Genomic DNA, 16,562 nt, shown 5'->3' with positions numbered 1-16,562 from the left:
CGGGTCGCACTTGCGGCCCGCTTTTTTGTTAGAATCATGGGCTTCGCCTTGCCGCACCCCGTGTTGACGCCGGGGGCGGCTGTTTTTCATCCACAAGGAGAGTCCATGCGTCATTACGAAATCGTTTTGCTGATCCACCCGGATCAAAGCGAACAAGTTCCGGCCATGCTGGAGCGCTACAAGGGCATGATCACCACCGGTGGTGGCAAGATCCATCGCGTTGAAGACTGGGGTCGCCGCCAACTGGCCTACCAGATCAACAAGCTGTCCAAGGCACACTACCTGTGCGTCAACATCGAGGCTGACCAGGCCGTGATGAGCGAGCTGGAACACGCGTTCAAGTTCAACGACGCCGTGCTGCGCCACCTGACCGTGCAGAAGAAGAAGGCCGAAACTGGTCCTTCCAGCATGATGAAGGCGGTCGAGCGCGAGGAAGCCCGCAAGCTGGCCGCGCCCGAGCAGCGCGAAGGCCGCGAACAGCGCGCCGAGGCCTGATTCCGGAGCGTGACGTCGCCAACGGACATCAACCGGTTTGAACTGTCGGCCACCGTGGTGCAGGTCCAGAGCCTGCGCTACACACCAGCTGGCATACCCGCCGTCAATCTCGTGCTGGAGCATGAGTCCACGGTCACCGAATTGGATGTCCCGCGAAGCGTGAAGCTGCAACTCAAGGCTGTCGCATTCGGTGCGTTGGCCGAGACGCTCTCAAGGCAAAGCCTTGAGATGGTAGGCAGGTTTCAGGGCTTCATGGCCAACTCGCGCAACGGCAAAGGCGTTGTGTTCCATATCCAAGATTTCAGCAAGACATAGGAAAGGCCCATCATGGCTGCACCGAAACGTTTCAACAAAGACAAGCGCCCCAAGCGCAACACCCAATCGCTGCTGTTCAAGCGCAAGCGCTTCTGCCGCTTCACCGTCGCCGGTGTGGAAGAAGTCGACTACAAGGACGTGGACGTCCTGCGCGACTTCATCTCTGAAAACGGCAAGATCATTCCCGCCCGCCTGACCGGCACCCGCGCGATCTACCAGCGCCAGGTGACCACCGCCATCAAGCGCGCCCGCTTCCTGGCCATGCTGCCGTACAGCGACCAGCATCGCGTCTGATAGGGAGATTCACATGCAAATCATTCTGCTCGACAAAGTTGTCAACCTCGGCGCCCTGGGCGATGTGGTCAAGGTCAAGGACGGCTATGCCCGCAACTTCCTGATCCCCGCCGGTCGTGCACGCCGCGCCACGCAAGCCGCCGTGGCCGAGTTCGAGGCCCGCCGCGCCGATCTGGAGAAGGCCGCCGCCGCCAAGCTCGCCGAAGCCCAGGCCCTGGGTGAGAAGATCGCCGGCGTGAACCTGAAGCTGAGCCAGAAGGCCGGCGTGGACGGCCGCCTGTTCGGTTCCGTCACCAACCACGACGTGTCCGAAGAACTGAACAAGCAGGGCTTTGCCGTGGCGAAGTCCCAGGTGCGCATGCCCAATGGTCCGCTCAAGACCGTGGGCGAGTACACCGTCAGCGTGAACCTCCACACCGACGTCACGGTCGACGTGGCCGTCACGGTGCTGGGCGAAACCGCCTGATCTTCCGGACGGCCGCCGCCGTCCCGCAAAGGCCGCTGCCTTCGGGTCAGCGGCCTTTTTTTCTTGCGCGGGGTTTTCCTTCGCCATCCCCAGACTTTGCACGCTTTGTCCACAGACTTGTCCCATGACAGCGTGGTGGGTCGGGCGTACCATTTCAAGATTCACAGGATCGCCATGGCAGACGTCTTTTCCACTCCGTTTTCTTCTTTTGACGCTGGACTGGACGAAGTGAGTTTCGCCCCAGACCAGCAACTGGCCCAGCTGCGGGTGCCCCCGCACTCCATCGAGGCGGAGTCCAGTGTTCTGGGTGGGCTTCTGCTGGACAACGGCGCCTGGGACCGCGTGGCCGACCTGATCAACGACTCGGACTTCTACCGCTACGAGCATCGCCTGACGTTTTCGGCCATTGCGGCACTGGTCAACGCCAGCAAGCCCGCCGACGTGGTGACGGTGTACGAGCACCTGCAGAACCTGGGTAAGGCCGACGAGGCGGGTGGTCTGGCTTACCTCAATTCGCTCGCGCAGTACGTGCCCAGCGCGGCCAACATCCGGCGCTACGCCGAGATCGTTCGCGAGCGCGCCATCCTGCGCAAACTGGTTGCAGCCAGCGACGAGATTGCCACCAACGCGTTCAACCCGCAGGGACGGCCGGTCGCCAAGATCCTGGACGAGGCGGAGCAGAAGATCTTCAAGATCGGCGAGGAAGGCTCGCGGATGAAGGAGGGCTTCCAGGGCATGGACACCCTGGTGGTGGACCTGCTGGACCGTGTGCAGGAGATGGCTGACAACCCCAACGACATCACAGGCGTACCCACCGGCTTCATCGACCTAGACCGCATGACCTCGGGTTTGCAGGCCGGCGATCTGGTGGTGCTGGCGGCACGGCCATCCATGGGCAAGACCGCATTCGCCATCAATATCGCCGAGCACGTGGCGCTCAATGAAGGACTGCCGGTGGCGGTGTTCTCCATGGAAATGGGCGCATCCCAGCTGGCGGTTCGTATCGTTGGTTCCATAGGCCGCATCAACCAGGGGCATCTGCGCACAGGCAAGCTGACCGACGACGAGTGGCCGCGTCTGACCGAGGCGATCGAGAAGCTGCGCAATGTGTCGCTGCACATCGACGAAACCCCGGGCCTCACGCCCAGCGAGTTGCGCGCCAACGCAAGACGTCTGGCACGCCAATGCGGCAAGCTCGGGTTGATCGTGGTCGACTACCTTCAGCTGATGAGCGGCTCCAGTACCTCGGGCGGTGACAACCGGGCAACCGAACTCGGTGAAATCTCGCGGGGCCTGAAGATGCTGGCCAAGGAGCTGCAGTGTCCGGTGATTGCGTTGTCCCAGCTCAACCGCTCGGTGGAGCAGCGAACCGACAAACGTCCCATGATGTCCGACCTGCGCGAATCCGGGGCCATCGAACAGGATGCGGACATCATCATGTTCATCTACCGTGATGAGTACTACAACCGCGAAACCTGCAAGGAGCCGGGCGTGGCCGAGATCATCATTGGCAAGCAGCGCAATGGCCCGACGGGGACAGTGAAGCTCGCCTTCCTGAACATGCTCACCCGCTTCGAGACGCTGGCGGGAAGTGGCATGGGAGGGGACGACTACTGATAGCGAATGCCCACGCATTCATGAAAAAAGCCCGACAGAGTCGGGCTTTTTTCATGTGTGTGCCGGCCTCCTTACAAGACCTCGGAGGCGAAGTCGGCCAGTCGCGAGCGCTCGCCGCGCGCCAGGGTGATGTGCCCCCCGTGCGGCCAACCCTTGAAGCGGTCCACCGCGTAGGTCAGGCCCGACGAACCTTCGGTCAGGTAGGGCGTGTCGATCTGGGCCAGATTGCCCATGCAGATGATTTTGGTGCCCGGGCCGGCGCGGGTGATCAGGGTCTTCATCTGCTTGGGCGTCAGGTTCTGCGCCTCGTCGATGATGACGTACTTGTTCATGAAGGTGCGGCCGCGCATGAAGTTCATGCTCTTGACCTTGATGCGGCTGCGGATCAGTTCGTTGGTGGCGGCTCGTCCCCATTCGCCAGCGCCACCGGCATCGCCCTTGGCCAGAAATTCGAGGTTGTCGTCCAGTGCCCCCATCCAGGGGCCCATCTTCTCTTCCTCGGTCCCAGGCAGAAAACCGATGTCCTCACCCACGCTGACGGTGGCACGGGTCATGATGATCTCAGTGTAGCGGCGATCGTCCAGTACCTGGGTGAGGCCGCTGGCTAGGGCCATCAGCGTTTTGCCGGTCCCGGCGGTGCCGGCCAGGGTGACGAAGTCGATCTCCGGGTCCATCAGCAGGTTGAGTGCGAAGTTCTGCTCGCGGTTTCGGCTGGTGACGCCCCAGACCGCATTCTTGAGGTGCGTGTAGTCCTTGAGGGTCTTGAGAACGGCTGTCTTGTCGCGGATCTCGGTCACTCGCGCGTAGAGGGAGGGCTCGCCCGGCGCTTCAAAATAGACAAACTGGTTGATGTGGAACTGTGTGACCGCCGGCCCGCTCACGCGGTAGAAGGTATGGCTACCACTCTGCCAGCTTTCGATGGTCTTGCTCTGGCGGGTCCAAAAGTCCTGCGGCAGCGCCAGAGCGCCCGAGTACAGCAGCTCGCCATCGTCCAGCGTCTTGTCGTTCTGGTAGTCGTCCGCGGCGAGACCGAGGGCGCGGGCCTTGACCCGCATGTTGATGTCTTTGGACACCAGAATGACTTCGCGCTGCGGGTGCTTGTCGCGCAGCGCCTGCACCACACCCAGAATCTGGTTGTCTGCCTTGCCCTGAGGCAGGCTGGTCGGCAGTTGTGTGTCCAGAGGTTCCGTCTGGAAGAAGAGCAGGCCACGAGCGGAGGCATTGCCGGTGGCCGAGAGCTTCAGGCCTTTGGTCATGTCGCCGCCGGTCTGGGCTGCGAGTGCGTCGAGCGTGCGGCTGGTCTGGCGGCCATTGCGCGCGACTTCGGTCATGCCTTTCTTGTGACCATCGAGCTCTTCGAGCACGATCATCGGCAGGAAGATGTCGTGTTCCTCAAACCGGAACAGGCTCATCGGGTCATGCAACAGAACGTTGGTGTCCAGCACAAACAGCCGGGCCGGGCCGCTGGACGCCGTTGTTTTGGCCGCACGGCGGCGCACCGGTTCGGCCGAGACTTCTGCCGCCGTCGGCTGTCTGTCTGTACTCGGTGTCGACGGTGTAGCTGCGACCACCTTCTCAACAATGGATGGCACAGATGCTGTGCGAGTGCTGGGCGCCGCGGCTTTCGGCTTCTTTTTTGCGTCTGCTGGGGCAGAGGGGGGCGAAGCCTTGGCCTGGCGGGACTCCTGATGTGGAGGCACGGCAGGCGCAGAGGCTGGGAATTCGTCGAAGCTGTCCTCGCCGGCTTTCAGGTTGTAGGCCTCAGGAGCAAGCAGGGCGGCACGTTTGGATGGAGCAGGGGGCAGTGGCATGTGGGCGAAGGTTCAGCGCGGACCGGAAAACGAAAAAGCCGCCAGGAAAACCGGGCGGCTTTGCGTGACGCAAGGCAATCGAAGAGGCGTATGTTCAATCAGTCTGACCTGGGTCATGAACCCATTATGCACGACTGAAATGACGCTCCCGAATCGCGTTCAGGCGGCCTTCTTGAGGGTCTTGACAGCCTTCAGCACTTCTTCCACATGGCCCGGAACCTTCAGGCCACGCCATTCCTGCTTGAGTACGCCATCGGCGCCGATCAGGAAGGTGCTGCGCTCAATGCCCTTGACCTTCTTGCCGTACATGATCTTGTTCTTGACCACGCCGAACATGTGGCACATCTTTTCTTCCGTGTCGGCAATCAGCTCGAACGGAAGCTCCAGTTTGGCCTTGAAGTCGTCGTGCGACTTCATGTTGTCTCGGGAAACGCCAAACACCTGCGCACCCGCCTTGACGAAATCCTTGTACTTGTCGCGGAACTGCATGGCCTCGGTGGTACAACCAGGCGTGTTGTCCTTGGGGTAAAAATACAGAACCACCGTCTGGCCCACATGCGACTGGTTGCTGACCTTGATGCCGCCGGTGGCCATGGCTTCAAATTCGGGAATGGGTTTGTTGACAACGACTGCCATGCTGCGTGGACCCCTGACGTAGGTTGGTGGAGATGCGTTGGTCTTCCCGTCGCCCTCCCTGGGCGACAGCCGCTCTCTGGCAGCGGTGGGAAAACAATCGGCTATTTTACCCCGAACGCGGGTTCGGGCGTCAGGCTTCGATCAGCAGGGCCGCCACCACGCGCCGGCCTTCGCCTGCGAGGATGTTGAAGGTTCGGCAGGCGGCCGGGGTGTCCATGGTTTCCACGCCAATGCGTTGTTCAATGAGCGGCCGCAGCAGGGCGGGAGCCACAAAACGAAGTCTGGTGCCGGACCCGAGCAGCACCAATTCAGGAGGAGGGCCATCGCCCCCTATGAGTTCCGAAAAATGCTCGGCAGTGAGTTCATCAAGGCGTGCCACGCCCCAGGGGCGAACGGTTCCCGAAGCCAGCAGCACCACGCTGGAGCTGTACCGCTCGCCATTGACTGCGATCCATCCGTCGCCATGGGCGGTGACTGACAACTGGTCAGGCTTGTCTGCATGAAGTTTCATCGGGTCGGTGGCGTCTGTCGGGGACGAGGTGCGCAGGAGAACTGTGGTCAAATTATGGGTTTTCCCCGAAGAGGTCGCGATCTTAGCGTGCGCCTGCCCGTAACCGTCCACACCTTGCCTCATCTGTCCGGAGGGACTTTGAAACCGATCCAGAAATCCGCCAAGCTGGCCAATGTGCTCTACGACGTTCGGGGCCCGATCGTCGACGCGGCCAAGCAGATGGAGGACGAGGGCCAGAAAATCATCAAGCTGAACATCGGCAACCTGGCGCCGTTCGGTTTTGACGCCCCCGAGGAAATCCAGCAGGATATGATCCGAAATCTGCCGAACTCGGCGGGTTACTCGGACAGCAAGGGTATCTTCGCCGCGCGCAAGGCGGTGATGCACTACACCCAGCAGCAGGGTGTGCAGGGCGTGACGCTGGACGACATCTACCTTGGGAATGGTGCCAGCGAACTGATTGTGATGGCGGCCAATGCGCTGCTGGACAACGGCGATGAACTGCTGGTGCCGTCGCCCGACTACCCCCTGTGGACGGCAGCGACCAGCCTCTCCGGAGGCACACCGGTGCACTACCGCTGCGACGAAAGCAACGGCTGGCAGCCGGACCTGGCGGACATGCGTGCCAAGATCACGCCGCGCACGAAGGGAATCGTGGTCATCAACCCGAACAACCCCACCGGTGTGCTCTACAGCGACGAGCTGCTCAAGGGCATCGTGGCGCTGGCCCGTGAGTTCGGTCTGGTGCTGCTGGCCGACGAGGTGTACGACAAGGTGCTGTACGAAGGTGTGAAGCACACCGCGATGGCGAGTCTGTCCACTGATGTGCTGACCCTGACGTTCAATTCGCTGTCCAAGGCCTACAGGTCCTGCGGATATCGCGCCGGCTGGATGGTGTTGTCGGGTCCGAAGGAGATCGCCAAGGACTTCATCGAAGGCCTGAACATGCTGGCCAACCTCAAGCTCGGCTCCAACGTGCCGGGGCAGTGGGCGATCCAGACGGCTCTCGGTGGATATCAGAGCATCAACGACCTGGTCAAGGAAGGCGGGCGCCTGCGTCGCCAGCGCGATCTGGCCTACGAACTGATCACCGCGATCCCGGGCGTGACATGCGTCAAGCCGCAGGCGGCGCTGTACATGTTTCCCCGGCTCGATCCCAAGGTCTATCCGATCGAGGACGACCGGCAGTTTTTCATGGAAGTGCTGCGGGCGACCCGCGTGATGCTGGTGCAGGGGTCGGGCTTCAACTACCCGGACAACCAGCATTTCCGCATCGTGTTCCTGCCGCACGAAGACGATTTGCGCGAGGCCATCGACCGCCTGGCCAAGTTCCTGGAACAGTGGCGCCATCGCCACGGCACAGACGACTGATCATCAATGGTGCCGGGCAATGTCATCAATGCCCGAGCGACCGGCTGTCACTATCGGACAGGGCGGACAGCGCCCGAGTTTTTGTTGGAAATGAGTCAAGCATGAAACCCATCCAAGTAGGCCTGCTGGGCATCGGCACCGTGGGCAGCGGCACGTTCAATGTGCTTCAGCGCAACCAGGAAGAGATTCAGCGCCGTGCCGGTCGCGGCATTGAGATCACCATGGTGGCGGACCTGGACGTGGCGCGTGCACAGTCCATCGTGGGTCCGGACGTCAAGGTGGTGAACGACGCCCGCGCCGTGATCGCCAACCCCGACATCGACATCGTGATCGAGCTGATTGGCGGCTACGGCATTGCCCGCGCGCTGGTGCTCGAAGCGATTGCCGCTGGCAAGCACGTGGTCACCGCCAACAAGGCGCTGCTGGCCGTGCATGGCACCGAGATCTTTGCGGCTGCGTCGGCCAAGGGCGTGATGGTGGCCTTCGAGGCGGCCGTGGCAGGTGGCATCCCCATCATCAAGGCGCTGCGCGAAGGCCTGACAGCCAACCGCATCCAGTGGATCGCTGGCATCATCAACGGCACGACGAACTTCATCCTGTCCGAGATGCGTGACAAGGGCCTGGACTTCGACGTGGTGCTGAAAGAAGCCCAGCGCCTGGGCTATGCCGAAGCCGACCCGACCTTCGACATCGAAGGGGTCGACGCCGCCCACAAGGCGACGCTGATGAGCGCCATCGCCTTCGGTATTCCGGTCCAGTTCGACAAGGCCTACGTGGAAGGCATCACCAAGCTGGGTGCGGCCGACATCCGTTATGCCGAGCAGCTGGGCTACCGCATCAAGCTGCTGGGCATCACCAAGCGCACCGACAAGGGCGTGGAACTGCGCGTGCACCCCAGTCTGGTGCCGGCGAAACGGCTGATTGCCAACGTGGAGGGTGCGATGAACGCGGTGGTGGTGAACGGCGATGCCGTGGGTACCACTCTGTACTACGGCAAGGGTGCCGGCAGCGAACCGACCGCCTCGGCCGTGATCGCCGACCTGGTGGACATCACCCGCCTGCACACCGCCGATCCGCTCAATCGCGTGCCGCACCTGGCCTTCCAGCCCGATGCCATGAGTGATGCCGTCGTGCTGCCCATGAGCGAGGTCGTGACCAGTTACTACCTGCGTCTGCGCGTGGCCGATCAGGCCGGCGTGCTGGCTCAGGTGACCGGCTTGCTGGCCGGCGCCGGTGTGAGCATCGACGCGGTGCTGCAGCGCGAGGCCGACGAAGTGGGTGGAGAGGGGGCGACCTCGACCGACCTGATCATCCTGACGCACGACACGCGCGAAGGCACCATGAACGATGTGATCGCGCAAATGCAGGGCCTGCCCAGCGTGCTGGCGCCCATCACCCGCATCCGCAAGGAAGAGCTGAACTGAGATGCTGTACCTGTCGACCCGCGGCCACCCGGACCGCAAGCGCTTCTGCGAAATCCTGCTCGAAGGTCTGGCGCCCGACGGTGGTCTCTACCTGCCCGAGGCCTATCCGCAGGTCGACGCAGCCACACTGACCCGCTGGCGCGCCGTGCTGGCCGAGCAAGGCTATGCTGCGCTTGCCTTCGAGGTGCTGTCGCTCTACATCGACGACATTCCGGCCGACGACCTGAAAGCGCTTTGCGCCAAGACCTACACGGCCGACGTTTTTGGCACGAAAGAGATCGTGCCGCTGACGAAGCTGGAAGACGGTCTGCAGCTTGAGGCGCTGTCCAATGGCCCGACCCTGGCCTTCAAGGACATGGCCATGCAACTGCTGGGCCACCTGTTCGAGTACGAACTGGCGCGCCGTGGCGAGCAGCTCAACATCTTGGGCGCGACCTCGGGCGACACTGGCAGCGCTGCCGAGTACGCGATGCGCGGCAAACAGGGCGTGCGCGTGTTCATGCTCAGCCCGCACGGCCGCATGAGCGCTTTTCAGCAGGCGCAGATGTTCAGCCTGATGGACCCGAACATCCACAACATCGCGGTGGAAGGCGTGTTCGACGACTGCCAGGACATCGTCAAAGCCGTGTCCAACGACCTGGACTTCAAGCGCAAGTACAAGATCGGCACGGTCAACTCGATCAACTGGGCGCGGTTGCTGGCCCAGGTGGTCTACTACTTTGCCGGCTACTTCTACGCGACGAGGTCCAACGAACAAAAGGTGAGCTTTGCCGTGCCCTCTGGCAACTTCGGCAACGTCTGCGCCGGCCATGTCGCGCGCCAGATGGGCCTGCCGATCGGTCGCCTGATCGTCGCGACCAATGAGAACGACGTGCTTGACGAGTTCTTCCGCACCGGCACCTACCGCGTGCGCGGCAGCGCCGACACCTACGAGACCTCCAGCCCGTCGATGGACATTTCGAAGGCCAGCAACTTCGAGCGATTCGTGTTCGACCTGCTGGGTCGCGACGCTGCGCGCACGAAGAACCTGTTCGACGACGAGCTGCGCCTGCATGGCCGCTTCGACCTGGGCAGCGACCCGCTGTTCGCTCAGGCGGCCAGCCGCTACGGCTTTGCCAGCGGCAAGAGCACGCACGCCAACCGCCTGGCCACCATCAAGGCCACCTTCGAGCAACACGGTGTGATGATCGACACCCACACCGCCGACGGCGTGAAGGTGGCGCGCGAATTGCGCCAGGCGGGCGAGAACGTGGTGGTGCTGGAGACGGCGCTGCCGATCAAGTTCGCCGAGACCATCCGTGAAGCCTTGGGCCGCGATCCCGAGCGGCCGGCCAAGTTCGACGGCATCGAAGCCTTGCCCAAGCGTGTGCAGGTGATGGGCGCGGACGCGGTCGCGGTCAAGCGCTACATCACCGACCACTGCCCGGTCTGACGGGCCGCCCGGAAGACCCCATGAAGGTCGTCGGTTTCGCTGGATCGTCGGGTGCAGGCAAGACCACGCTGATCGAACGCCTGATCCCGGCCCTCAAGGCGCGGGGTCTGCGCGTGTCGGTCATGAAGCACGCGCACTGCGGGCTGGAAACCGACCAGCCCGGCAAGGACACCTGGCGCCACCGGGAGGCCGGCGCCTACGAGGTGCTGGCTGCATCGCCCGAGCGGCTGGTGCTGCAGCGCAGCTTCGAACGGCCCCAGGAGCGCTCGGTGCACGACCTGATCCCGGCGCTGCACCCCGGGGTGGACTGGGTGCTGGTCGAGGGCTGGCGCGACAGCAACCTGCTCAAGATCGAGGTCTGGCGCGCAGCCACCGCCCAACCGGTCCGGTACCCGGACGACCCCTTCGTGGCGGCCATCGCCCTGCCATTGGCCGATGCTTTGCCCGAGGACACCCTGCGTCCGCGGCTGGATCTGGACGACCCCGATGCGGTGGCGGCCTGGCTGGTCGACAATGGGGACCGTTTCGACTACGACCCCGAAGCCTACGTTTGATCGCCACTGCGTTGGCCCTATCGGCCGGGGCGGTGCCTCCAAGACCATGAACGCTCCCCAACCTGCCCGCAAACCCCTGATGGCGCTGGACGCCGCGCTGGCCGACCTGCTTTCGCGCGCGGCACCGCTCGCGGCCACCGAAACCCTGGCCACTGTGCTGGCCGACCGGCGTGTGCTGGCGGATGACCTGGTGTCGGCGCTGCACGTGCCGCCGCAGGACAACTCGTCCATGGACGGCTACGCCGTGCGCGTGGCCGACATCACCGAAAAAGGTGTTGTGCTGCCGGTCAGCCAGCGCATCCCCGCCGGCCACGCGGCGCAGCTGCTGGAACCCGGCACCTGCGCCCGCATCTTCACGGGTGCGCCGGTGCCCCCTGGCGCGGACGCCATCGTGATGCAGGAAGACACGCGCGAGGTCGGTGGCGATTTCCGCGCTGTGCACATCGACGCCGTGCCCGGGCCTGGCCAATGGATCCGCTGTGCGGGCGAAGACGTGACCCGTGGCGCCGTCGTGCTGTCGCGCGGCACGCGCCTGTCGGCCGCGAGCCTGGGCCTGGCCGCGGGCATTGGCGCGGCACAGCTGCGGGTGAGGGCCAAGCCGCGGGTGGCGCTGTTCTCCACCGGCGACGAGCTGGTCATGCCCGGCGAGGTGCCGCCGGAACAGATGAAACCGGGCGCCATCTACAACAGCAACCGCTTTTTCCTGCGCGTGCTGCTGGAGCGCCTGGGGTGCGAGGTCAGCGACCTGGGCATCGTGCCCGACAGGCGCGAGGCCACGCTGGCCGCCCTCAAGACCGCTGCCGATCACCACGACCTCATCCTCACCAGCGGCGGGGTGTCGGTGGGCGAAGAAGACCACATCAAGCCCGCCGTGCAACAACTGGGCAGCCTGGACCTGTGGCAGATCGCCATGAAGCCGGGCAAACCCTTTGCCTATGGCACGGTGCGGCGCGATGCGGGGGCCGGTGCAGACGCTCAAGGGCACTGCCACTTCATCGGCCTGCCCGGCAACCCGGTGTCGAGTTACGTCACCTTCCTGCTGCTGGTGCGGCCCTTCCTGCTCAAGTTGCAGGGGGCCGCAGAATCCGAATACCAGCCTCCCTTCAAGACCATGCAGCTGCGCGCCGATTTCGACCTGCCGCGCGCCGACAAGCGCCGCGAGTTCCTGCGCGTGCGCCGCAATGCCCACGGCGGCCTGGACCTGTTCCCCAACCAGAGCTCGGGCGTGCTGACCTCCACAGTGTGGGGCGACGGCCTGGTGGACAACCCGGCCGGCAGCACCATCGCGCGCGGCGACCTCGTGAACTACATCTCTCTTTCGGACCTGCTCGCATGAAGATCCAGCTGCGTTATTTCGCCTCCATCCGCGAGGCCATTGGCTCCGGCAGCGAATCTGTCGAGACCGCAGCGACCACGCTGTCCGCGCTGCGCGACGAACTGATCGCACGTGGTGGCGCCCACGCCGAGGCGCTGGCGCGCGGCCGCGCGGTGCGCGTGTCGGTCAACCAGACCATGGCCGACGAGTCGATCGCCTTGACCGACGGATCCGAGGTGGCCTTCTTCCCACCCGTCACCGGAGGGTGAGCATGAACACCCGCGTCAGCATCCAGACCGAAGACTTCGACCTGTCCGCCGAGGTCGCCCGGCTTCGGGCCGACCAGAAGGGCGTCGGTGCGGTCTGCACGTTTGTGGGCACCGTCAGGGACCGCAACGACGGCCAGAGCGTCAGCACCCTGGAGCTGGAGCATTACCCGGGCATGACGGAGAAGTCCATCGAGCAGATGATCGACGAGGCCTTCAAGCGCTTCGACATCCTGGGCGCCCGGGTCATCCACCGCGTCGGCCTGCTGCAGCCGCTGGACCAGATCGTGCTGGTGGCCGTGACATCGGCCCACCGTGGCGAGAGCTTCCAGGCCTGTGAGTTCCTGATGGACTACCTCAAGACCCAGGCGCCGTTCTGGAAGAAGGAACAGACGCCCGAGGGCGCGCGCTGGGTCGATGCGCGGGTCAGCGACGACGCGGCTTTGGCCAAGTGGGGCATCGCCTCGAACAACGCCTGAGGGGCGGTCAGGGTGTCGATGTCGCTGACCGCCGCCGACATCGAGGCCATCGAACGCGCCACGCTCACCGCGGTGGCACCCGAGCGGGTGGAGGCCCTCGACGGCTGGCTGCTGCCCATGGACCGCGGCACGGTTGGCCGCGCCCACAGTGCGGTGCCACTGCACCATGGCGCCCACCCCCCGGCGCTGATCGGCACCATCGCGCAGCGTTACCGGGATGCCGGCTTGCGGCCGGTGTTGCGCCTGCCCGAGGTGCCAGCGTTCGAGCCCTGGTGGCCCGAGCTCAGGGCCCAGGGCTTCCGGCGCGAACAACCCACCCTGACCCAGACCGGTGTGCTGGATGGCCTGCTGGCGCTGGCGCCGCACGCCGACGGGGTGTCGCTGGAACTGCGGCCTGATGCGGCCTGGATGGCCATGTTTCTGGGCGAGGGCATGGACCCGGTGGACGGCGCGAGCCGCTCGAAGGCGCTGTCCCGCGCCGAGGGCACGCTGTTCGCCAGCCTGCGACAGGGCGGCGAAACCCTGGCCTGCGGCGCCGCCTGTTATGCCCAGGGCTGGCTGAGCATGCACGGCCTGCGCACGGCCGCCCGCCAGAGGGGCCGGGGGCTGGCGGGGCGGATGATCCACGCGATGGCGCTGGAGGCACAGCGGCGGGGCATCACCCGGGCCTTTCTGCAGGTGGACGCTTCCAACGAGCCCGCCTTGGCGCTCTACCGCCGCGCCGGCATGGCCACCGCCTGGTCTTACGCCTACTGGAGAGCAGGGTAAGCCCCCCTCGCGCCCCCGCTGCACGGGGCGCAGCGGCTTTGATGCGGGTCAAGGCCGCTTGACCCCGACCGGCGCAAGGTCTTGAAATGAGGGCGGTCAGCGCCACATGCCCGTCAGTTCAAGCATTTCGGAGCATCACAACATGCGTCTCGACAAACTCACCACCAAGTTCCAGGAAGCCCTGGGCGAAGCCCAGAGCCTGGCCCTGGGCAAGGACCACGCCTATATCGAACCGGCCCACCTGCTGATGGCCATGCTGCGCCAGGCCGATGGCCCGAAGTCGCTGCTGCAGCGCGCGGGCGTCAATGTGCCGGGTCTGACCAAGGCCACCGAGGAGGCGGTCAACCGCCTGCCCGAGGTGCAGGGCCAGGAACAGGTGCAACCCGGACCGGACCTGATCAAGTTGCTCCAGGCGACCGAAAAGGAAGCCATCAAGCGTGGTGACGCCTTCATCGCCAGCGAGCTGTTCCTGCTCGCCGTGGCCGACCAGAAGGGTGAGATCGGCCGCATCGCCAACGAGAACGGCCTCTCGCGCAAGAGCTTGGAAGCGGCCATCGAAGCCGTGCGTGGCGGCCAGAAGATGGATTCGCCCGAAGGCGAGAGCCAGCGCGAGGCGCTCAAGAAGTACACCCTGGACCTGACCGAGCGCGCCCGCGCTGGCAAGCTGGACCCGGTGATCGGCCGTGACGACGAAATCCGCCGCGCCATTCAGGTGCTGCAGCGCCGCAGCAAGAACAACCCTGTGCTGATTGGCGAGCCCGGCGTGGGCAAGACGGCCATCGTCGAAGGCCTGGCGCAGCGCATCGTCAACGGCGAGGTGCCCGAAACCCTGCGCGAGAAGCGCGTGCTGGTGCTGGACATGGCGGGCCTGTTGGCCGGCGCCAAGTACCGCGGCGAGTTCGAGGAGCGCCTGAAGTCCGTGCTCAAGGAAGTGGCGCAGGACGAGGGCCGCATCATTCTGTTCATCGACGAAATCCACACCATGGTGGGGGCCGGCAAGGCCGAAGGCGCCATCGACGCGGGCAACATGCTCAAGCCGGCGCTGGCGCGCGGCGAACTGCACTGCATCGGCGCGACCACACTGGACGAGTACCGCAAGTACATTGAGAAGGACGCCGCGCTGGAGCGCCGCTTCCAGAAGGTGCTGGTCGATGAGCCGACTGTCGAGCAGACCATCGCCATCCTGCGCGGCCTGCAGGAAAAGTACGAGGTGCACCATGGCGTGGACATCACCGACCCGGCCATCGTGGCCGCGGCCGAGCTGAGCCACCGCTACATCACCGACCGCTTCCTGCCGGACAAGGCCATCGACCTGATCGACGAGGCGGCGGCCAAGATCAAGATCGAGATCGACTCCAAGCCCGAGGTGATGGACAAGCTGGACCGCCGGCTGATCCAGCTCAAGATCGAGCGCGAGGCGATGAAGAAAGAGACCGACGAGGCTTCGCAGAAGCGCCTGGCGCTGATCGACGAAGAAATCGTCGAACTGCAGAAGGAAGCGGCCGATCTGGAAGAGGTATGGAAGGCCGAAAAGGCGCAGGCGCAGGGCAGCGCACACGTGCGCGAGGAAATCGAGCGCGTCAAGCTGCAGATCGAGGAACTCAAGCGCAAGGGCGACTTCAACAAGGTCGCCGAGCTGCAGTACGGCAAGCTGCCGGAGCTGGAGAAGCAGCTCAAGGAAGCCCAGGCCCAGGAGGCCGGCAAAGGCGAAAACCAGGTGCGCCAGCTGCTGCGCACCCAGGTGGGGGCCGAGGAGATCGCCGAGGTGGTCAGCCGCGCGACCGGCATTCCGGTGTCCAAGATGATGCAGGGCGAGCGCGACAAGCTGCTGCAGATGGAGACCAAGCTGCACGAGCGCGTGGTGGGCCAGGACGAAGCGATCAGCGCGGTGGCCAATGCCATCCGCCGCTCGCGCTCGGGCCTGTCCGACCCGAACCGCCCGACCGGTTCCTTCCTGTTCCTGGGCCCCACCGGCGTGGGCAAGACCGAGCTGTGCAAGGCGCTGGCGGGCTTCCTGTTCGATAGCGAGGAGCATCTGGTGCGCATCGACATGAGCGAGTTCATGGAGAAGCACTCGGTGGCCCGCCTGATCGGCGCGCCACCCGGCTACGTGGGCTACGAGGAGGGCGGCTACCTGACCGAAGCCGTGCGCCGCAAACCGTACAGCGTGCTGCTGCTCGACGAGGTGGAAAAGGCCCACCCGGACGTGTTCAACGTGCTGCTGCAGGTGCTGGACGACGGTCGCCTGACCGACGGCCAGGGCCGCACCGTGGACTTCAAGAACACGGTCATCGTGATGACCAGCAACATCGGCTCGCACCTCATCCAGGCCATGGTGGGCGACAGCTACGAGGACGTGAAGGACGCGGTCTGGGGCGAGCTCAAGAACCACTTCCGGCCCGAGTTCCTCAACCGCATCGACGAGACGGTGGTGTTCCACGGTCTGGACGCCAAGCACATCGAGGCCATCGCGGGCATCCAGCTCAAGGCACTGCAGGCACGCCTGCAGAAGATGGACCTGCGGCTGGATGTGTCGCCCGCTGCGCTGGGCGAGCTGGCCAAGGTCGGTTTCGATCCGGTGTTCGGTGCACGGCCGCTCAAGCGCGCGATCCAGCAGCGCATTGAGAACCCGCTCTCGAAGCTGTTGCTGGAAGGCAGGTACCCGCCGAAATCGGTGATCCCGGTGGGTGTGGACCCGGTGCGCAACCCCGGGGTGTTCGAGTTCTCGGACGCAATCGCCTACGACTGAGCCCCAGGCGACAGGCGGTGCCCCGGCATGGGGCGCCGCCTCTACCGCCGCTCGGGGCG

17 protein-coding genes are annotated in these 16,562 nt (G+C 64.6%); 14 read left to right on the top strand and 3 right to left on the bottom strand.

All coding sequences use genetic code 11. The features are described from left to right. Positions 1 to 105 precede the first annotated feature (105 nt). The 5 genes from rpsF to dnaB all read left to right on the top strand — a co-directional run bounded on the left by rpsF (position 106) and on the right by dnaB (position 3,187). A complete protein-coding gene (gene rpsF / locus HPS01S_RS09640) occupies positions 106 to 495 on the top strand; it encodes a 30S ribosomal protein S6 (protein WP_066154575.1) in 390 nt (129 codons plus the stop codon). Between the two features lie 9 nt (positions 496 to 504). Next, complete coding sequence (gene priB, locus HPS01S_RS09635; protein ID WP_066154572.1) at positions 505 to 810, top strand: primosomal replication protein N; 306 nt, start codon at positions 505 to 507, stop codon at positions 808 to 810. Positions 811 to 822: 12 nt separating this feature from the next. Beyond that, positions 823 to 1,104, top strand: a complete 282-nt coding sequence (gene rpsR / locus HPS01S_RS09630) for a 30S ribosomal protein S18 (protein ID WP_066154570.1) — start codon at positions 823 to 825, stop codon at positions 1,102 to 1,104. Between the two features lie 13 nt (positions 1,105 to 1,117). Beyond that, entirely contained in the window at positions 1,118 to 1,570 is a 453-nt protein-coding gene (gene rplI / locus HPS01S_RS09625; RefSeq protein ID WP_066154565.1) for a 50S ribosomal protein L9, read from the top strand. Positions 1,571 to 1,744: 174 nt separating this feature from the next. Then, complete coding sequence (gene dnaB / locus HPS01S_RS09620; RefSeq protein WP_174545240.1) at positions 1,745 to 3,187, top strand: replicative DNA helicase; 1,443 nt, start codon at positions 1,745 to 1,747, stop codon at positions 3,185 to 3,187. A gap of 71 nt (positions 3,188 to 3,258) precedes the next feature. On the opposite strand, the gene HPS01S_RS09615 is transcribed toward dnaB, so the two are convergent. From HPS01S_RS09615 to HPS01S_RS09605, 3 genes are all read right to left on the bottom strand, one after another. Further along, a complete protein-coding gene (locus HPS01S_RS09615; protein ID WP_066154561.1) occupies positions 3,259 to 4,998 on the bottom strand; it encodes a PhoH family protein in 1,740 nt (579 codons plus the stop codon). Positions 4,999 to 5,157: 159 nt separating this feature from the next. Then, a complete protein-coding gene (locus HPS01S_RS09610; protein ID WP_066154557.1) occupies positions 5,158 to 5,634 on the bottom strand; it encodes a peroxiredoxin in 477 nt (158 codons plus the stop codon). Positions 5,635 to 5,764: 130 nt separating this feature from the next. Continuing rightward, positions 5,765 to 6,256: an Mth938-like domain-containing protein gene (locus tag HPS01S_RS09605; protein WP_307173601.1), complete on the bottom strand. Its 492-nt coding sequence runs from the start codon at positions 6,254 to 6,256 to the stop codon at positions 5,765 to 5,767. Between the two features lie 27 nt (positions 6,257 to 6,283). On the opposite strand from HPS01S_RS09605, the gene HPS01S_RS09600 reads away from it, so the two are divergent. The 9 genes from HPS01S_RS09600 to clpB all read left to right on the top strand — a co-directional run bounded on the left by HPS01S_RS09600 (position 6,284) and on the right by clpB (position 16,503). Next, entirely contained in the window at positions 6,284 to 7,516 is a 1,233-nt protein-coding gene (locus HPS01S_RS09600; protein WP_066154554.1) for a pyridoxal phosphate-dependent aminotransferase, read from the top strand. A 101-nt stretch (positions 7,517 to 7,617) separates the two neighbouring features. After that, complete coding sequence (locus tag HPS01S_RS09595) at positions 7,618 to 8,940, top strand: homoserine dehydrogenase (protein ID WP_066154551.1); 1,323 nt, start codon at positions 7,618 to 7,620, stop codon at positions 8,938 to 8,940. A 1-nt stretch (position 8,941) separates the two neighbouring features. Further along, a complete protein-coding gene (gene thrC, locus HPS01S_RS09590) occupies positions 8,942 to 10,372 on the top strand; it encodes a threonine synthase (protein WP_066154548.1) in 1,431 nt (476 codons plus the stop codon). Positions 10,373 to 10,392: 20 nt separating this feature from the next. Continuing rightward, the gene (mobB, locus tag HPS01S_RS09585) at positions 10,393 to 10,926 is read left to right on the top strand and encodes a molybdopterin-guanine dinucleotide biosynthesis protein B (RefSeq protein ID WP_066154545.1); all 534 of its coding nucleotides are present in this window, start codon (positions 10,393 to 10,395) and stop codon (positions 10,924 to 10,926) included. 46 nt (positions 10,927 to 10,972) lie between these two features. Further along, positions 10,973 to 12,262 carry a molybdopterin molybdotransferase MoeA gene (locus tag HPS01S_RS09580; RefSeq protein ID WP_066154542.1) on the top strand — a complete coding sequence of 430 codons (1,290 nt, stop codon included), beginning with the start codon at positions 10,973 to 10,975 and terminating at the stop codon, positions 12,260 to 12,262. Then, the gene (gene moaD / locus HPS01S_RS09575) at positions 12,259 to 12,510 is read left to right on the top strand and encodes a molybdopterin converting factor subunit 1 (protein ID WP_066154539.1); all 252 of its coding nucleotides are present in this window, start codon (positions 12,259 to 12,261) and stop codon (positions 12,508 to 12,510) included. The genes HPS01S_RS09580 and moaD overlap by 4 nt, the downstream gene beginning before the upstream one ends. A gap of 2 nt (positions 12,511 to 12,512) precedes the next feature. Then, positions 12,513 to 12,986 carry a molybdopterin synthase catalytic subunit MoaE gene (gene moaE / locus HPS01S_RS09570; RefSeq protein ID WP_066154536.1) on the top strand — a complete coding sequence of 158 codons (474 nt, stop codon included), beginning with the start codon at positions 12,513 to 12,515 and terminating at the stop codon, positions 12,984 to 12,986. Between the two features lie 18 nt (positions 12,987 to 13,004). Further along, complete coding sequence (locus HPS01S_RS09565; RefSeq protein WP_066154533.1) at positions 13,005 to 13,754, top strand: GNAT family N-acetyltransferase; 750 nt, start codon at positions 13,005 to 13,007, stop codon at positions 13,752 to 13,754. Between the two features lie 142 nt (positions 13,755 to 13,896). Beyond that, positions 13,897 to 16,503 carry an ATP-dependent chaperone ClpB gene (gene clpB / locus HPS01S_RS09560; protein ID WP_066154530.1) on the top strand — a complete coding sequence of 869 codons (2,607 nt, stop codon included), beginning with the start codon at positions 13,897 to 13,899 and terminating at the stop codon, positions 16,501 to 16,503. Positions 16,504 to 16,562 lie beyond the last annotated feature (59 nt).

Origin of the sequence: Hydrogenophaga pseudoflava NBRC 102511, assembly GCF_001592285.1 — a bacterium.
GTDB lineage: Bacteria > Pseudomonadota > Gammaproteobacteria > Burkholderiales > Burkholderiaceae_C > Hydrogenophaga > Hydrogenophaga pseudoflava.
Note: the sequence above shows the minus strand (reverse complement) of the source record. Positions and strands in the feature narration are given on the sequence as shown.